Origin of the sequence: Mesonia mobilis DSM 19841, from assembly GCF_000423405.1 — a bacterium.
Classification (GTDB): Bacteria; Bacteroidota; Bacteroidia; order Flavobacteriales; family Flavobacteriaceae; genus Mesonia; species Mesonia mobilis.
In genome coordinates, this window is sequence record NZ_AUHX01000028.1 from 1 (window position 1) to 5,029 (window position 5,029).

General features: G+C 35.5%; 4 protein-coding genes and 1 pseudogene. 4 read left to right on the plus strand and 1 reads right to left on the minus strand.

Annotated features, from left to right (window positions below; translation table 11 throughout):
- The 4 genes from G551_RS0112035 to G551_RS0112050 all read left to right on the plus strand — a co-directional run.
- Positions 1–655, plus strand: a 655-nt coding sequence (locus G551_RS0112035) for an IS30 family transposase (RefSeq protein WP_027885797.1), incomplete at its 5' end; no start/stop codon positions are given.
- Between the two features lie 188 nt (positions 656–843).
- Positions 844–1,605, plus strand: a complete 762-nt coding sequence (locus tag G551_RS0112040) for a helix-turn-helix domain-containing protein (protein WP_229797339.1) — start codon at positions 844–846, stop codon at positions 1,603–1,605.
- A gap of 93 nt (positions 1,606–1,698) precedes the next feature.
- Entirely contained in the window at positions 1,699–3,633 is a 1,935-nt protein-coding gene (locus G551_RS0112045) for an oleate hydratase (RefSeq protein WP_027885799.1), read from the plus strand.
- A 1-nt stretch (position 3,634) separates the two neighbouring features.
- Positions 3,635–4,531, plus strand: coding sequence for a 3-hydroxyacyl-CoA dehydrogenase (locus G551_RS0112050; protein ID WP_027885800.1), 897 nt, complete (start codon positions 3,635–3,637; stop codon positions 4,529–4,531).
- Positions 4,532–4,772: 241 nt separating this feature from the next.
- Here G551_RS0112050 and G551_RS16745 read toward each other — a convergent pair.
- A pseudogene (locus G551_RS16745) lies at positions 4,773–5,029 on the minus strand (IS1182 family transposase); the annotation flags it as partial.

A 5,029-nucleotide genomic window follows, 5' to 3' on the forward strand; every position in this document is an offset into this window, starting at 1 on the left:
GATGTCAATATCCTACGAAGCTATCTATATGCATATTTACAGACACAGACAGGCTAGTCTAAACAAAAAACTAATCAAGCTACTACCCTATCAAAAATCGCAGCGTAGAAGAGCTAATGCGAAAACAAAAAGAGGTACTAAAATAAAAGATATCATCAATATCAAAGATAGACCGAAACACATTGAAGATAGGAAAGAAATAGGCCACTGGGAAGGTGATTTAGTCATTGGTAAAGGACAAAAAAGTGCTATTGGTACTATCGTAGAAAGAAAGTCTAGGTTCGTCTGTATTATCAAACTAAAAGACAGAAAATCAACAACCGTAACAAATCAGTTCGCTAAAATACTAAAAGGCTTCAATCAAAATCTTATTAAAACGATGACCTACGATAATGGTGTAGAAATGGCGAGAAATAAACAATTTACGAAACTAACCGGGATCAAAGTATATTTTGCTGATCCTTATGCCTCTTGGCAAAGGGGTACTAATGAAAATACGAACGGACTTATTAGAAGGTACTTCCCTAAAGGAACTGATTTTAATAAAGTTACACCAAAACAGCTACAATATGTACAAGATAAACTCAATAACAGACCTAGAAAAATCATTGGATATAAAACTCCTAAAGAAATATTTAAACTAAATGCTGCTTAATTTTTATAAATTATATTAAATTGTACGAAACCAAAATAGCAACACCTGTTGCGTTAGATCCTTGAATCCAGCATCATTTGTACCAAAATCTTAAACAGACACTTTCGTTTTATGGTGTGGCTTGTGATAAGCCTTACTATATTTCTTCGGGGAAATCAATTTTTCAATTTCCTGAAAACTCGTTCCGTATGGATTTTTATTCACTGTGCATATGTACAAGCGGAAAAATGACTATGGAAATTGATGGCAATAATTATCTTGTTCAACAAAATAGTTTTCTTATTTCTGCACCATCTACCATTGTCCATTTTAGGAAGTTTAGTAAAGATTTTAAAATGAAACTTCTGTTTTTTGAAAAAAATTTCTTACTCAAAAATATTTCTAACCCATTTATTATTGAAAAAAGTGGTCTGTTTCAACAAGGTAGCTATTCCTTATTAAATGCACCCGCAAAAGACATAGAACATATATTGACCTTGCTTGATTACTTAAAACATAAAACTAAGACCCACGGAAATTTTATTGATGAAATTATTCGAAGTATTATTTTTAACATATTACTTGAAGTTGCCGAAATTACACATCGCTATGCTAACGAACCAGAAAGTAAAGACCAAGTCATTTCTACTATTTATTTGAAGTTTAGGAAACTGGTACAAGAACAAATTTTAGAACATAAAACAGTACAATTGTATGCCGACCAATTGCATATTTCTAATAAATATTTAATTGAAATAGTAAAAAAAACAAGTGGAAGAACACCGCATGAAGTCATTAATGAAATACTGCTAAAAGAAGCGTATGTACTATTGGGAAATCCTGAACTCACAGTAACTGAAATTGCATTTCAGTTACACTTCAATTCTACCTCTGCCTTTGGGCGATTCTTTAAAAAACATACCACAATTTCACCTTCACAATATAGAACAAGACAAAACATAGTCCGATAAGAATTAACGGACACAAATACCGAATTAAAGGATATATGTAAATTTAAGTATAGCCATATCTTTGTTATCATTAAATAATCAAATACTTTAACAATGAAGAAAATAACAGATAAGTTTGATTCGTTTCTATCGAAATCAAAAGAATATGGAAATGTAAACCACGAGCCGGATTCGAATAAGGAAATACAATTGAACACCAAGGAAAAAACCATGCCTTTTTCGGATCAGATTGGAAATTATCAAAGAAATATCGGTATTCCCCCAAAATCCTATGAGAACAGCAAAGTATACATTGTAGGTAGTGGTATTGCGGGTATGTCGGCAGCATATTATTTTATACGTGATGGAAAAATTCCTGGCAAAAACATCATTTTCTTAGACCAATTGCATGTTGATGGCGGCTCTTTGGATGGTGCCGGAAATGCCGAAGACGGTTATATTATCCGAGGAGGGAGGGAAATGGATATGACCTATGAGAATCTTTGGGATATGTTTCAGGATATTCCAGCCGAAGAACTTCCTGAACCGTACAGCGTATTAGACGAATACCGATTGGTAAACGACAATGACCCGAATTATTCCAAAGCCCGTTTGATACACAACCAAGGTGAAATTCAGGATTTCAGCAAATTCGGACTGGAGCGAAAAGACCAATTGGCCATTGTGAAATTATTGTTGAAGAAAAAAGAAGATTTAGACGATTTAACGATTGAAGATTATTTTAGCCAAGAATTTTTAGACAGTAATTTTTGGTTCTTTTGGCGCACCATGTTCGCCTTTGAAAATTGGCACAGCCTATTGGAATGCAAACTGTACATGCACCGTTTTCTTCACGCCATTGATGGAATGAAAGATTTTTCCTGTCTGGTTTTCCCTAAATACAACCAATACGATACGTTCATTACGCCTTTGCGAAAACATTTAGAGTCAAAAGGCGTACAAATTCAGCTGAATACTTTGGTAAAAGATTTGGACATTCACAGTAATATCCATGGTAAAGTGGTGGAAGGCATTGTTACCGAACAAGATGGAAAGGAAGTGAGAATACCAATAGGGAAAGATGATTATGTTATTGTGACCACCGGTTCCATGACCGAGGACACGTTTTATGGAACAAACAAAACCGCACCGATCATAAAAATGGACAACGATTCGAGCGGACAAAGTGCCGGATGGAAATTATGGAAAAATTTAGCGGCAAAATCCGAGATTTTTGGTCGTCCTGAAAAATTCTGTGGCGATATTGAAAAATCTTCTTGGGAATCGGCAACATTAACATGTAAACCGTCTGCCTTTACCGAAAAGTTGAAAGAATATACCATTAACGACCCGTATTCAGGAAAAACTGCAACGGGAGGCATTATTACCATTACCGATTCTGATTGGCTAATGAGCTTTACCTGTAACCGACAGCCACACTTTCCTAACCAACCCGATGATGTTCTAGTTCTTTGGGTGTATTCATTATACATGGATAAAGAAGGAAATTATGTAAAAAAAGCAATGCCTCAATGTACAGGAGACGAAATACTGACTGAACTTTGCTATCACCTAGGTATTCTTGACCAAATTGATGATGTTATTGAAAACACCATTGTACACACCACATTTATGCCCTACATCACTTCAATGTTTATGCCAAGAGCAAAGGGAGACAGACCAAATGTAGTTCCCGAAGGTTGTAAAAATTTAGGATTGGTGGGACAATTTGTAGAGACCAACAATGATATTGTCTTTACCATGGAAAGTTCCGTTAGAACTGCCCGTATTGCCGTTTACGAATTGTTGAACCTGAACAAGCAGGTGCCTGATATCATACCGTTGCAATACGATATTAGACAGTTGTTGAAAGCTACAAAATCACTAAATGATTATAGACCGATCCCAGGTGAAAGCATCTTAAAGAAAATTTTGAAAGACAGTTATTTCGAGCATATCTTACCCGAAAGCGAAACATTGGAAGAAGAACATGAATCTTTCTTTCAAGAGCAGTTTCATAAAATTCAAGAATGGATAAAGAACAAATAATATGAATTATAAAAATATTACAGTAGCCGGAAGTGGCGTATTAGGCTATCAAATTGCTTTCCAGACGGCATTTCATGGATTTAATGTCACCGTTTATGACATTAATGATGAAGTATTGGAAAAAGCAAAAGGCAAGTTTGAAATTATGAGTTCCGCATTTAAAAGTGATTTGAATGCAAGTCAGCAACAATTGGAAGATACATATCAAAAATTAAGGTACTCATCTAATTTAGAAGAGGCTGTAAAAGATGCCGACCTGCTGATTGAAGCCGTACCGGAAAATCCGCAGATTAAAATCGGTTTTTACGAGCAGTTAGCAAAAGTTGCCCCCGCAAAAACTGTTTTTGCTACGAATTCTTCCACACTCTTACCAAGTCAGTTTGCTTCCTCTACTGGAAGACCGGAGAAATTTGTTGCCCTGCATTTCGCCAACGAAATTTGGAAACACAATACCGCAGAAATTATGGGGCATCCAACTACTTCGCACAAAGTGTTCAACGATGTGGTGGAGTTTGCAAAAAGAATTGGAATGTTGCCTTTGCCATTGCACAAAGAACAGCCCGGTTATATTCTCAATTCTTTACTTGTACCTCTTTTAGGTGCTGCACTCGATCTAGTTGTCAATGAAGTTGCTGACCCACCAACCGTGGATAAAACATGGATGAAGGCTACAGGTGCCCCCGTAGGTCCATGTGCCATATTGGATGTTGTGGGCATTACAACAGCTTACAACATAAATAAAATAGCAGCCGAGAAAACACAGGATGCCAACAAGATAAAAGTGGTGAAATATTTAGAAGAAAATTTCATTAATAAAAATAAATTAGGTGTGGCTACGGGTGAAGGATTTTATACATACCCAAATCCAGCTTTTCAAAAAAAGGATTTTTTGAAGTAGAAAAAATAAATCTATTATTGGAAGTTTATATTGTGTTGTTTTAGAGTTCGTTGACCAACAATTGGAATTCATGATAATAAGGATATGGTAGGCAAAGGTTTTAGCTATTTTTGAAAATGCACAATTTTCTAATTTCAACTGAATAAAAAATACGAACGCACAACAATGGTAACCGTTGCACAAGCCTTTAATTCTTAGAAAATCTCACTTATTTAAACCGCTTTTAGGAGGTTTTTTGTTTTTATATCCTTTGCAAATTAGAAGAATGAAGTGTTTTTAAAATGACGTATACTCCTGATTTAAGGTCATTGTGAACTTTAAAAAACAAGGCGAACATTCCTGCTCCACTTTTCACCCGGTTTTGAGTGAACTTGAGGTATTTTTTGAGGTTGTAGGCTATAGCTGAGAGCTGCATACACTTGTTAGCTTGTCTTAAGCCTATAGTGTTTACTTTACGCAGACCAACAAATTGAGTGAGTGTACCAAAAACAGGTTCTA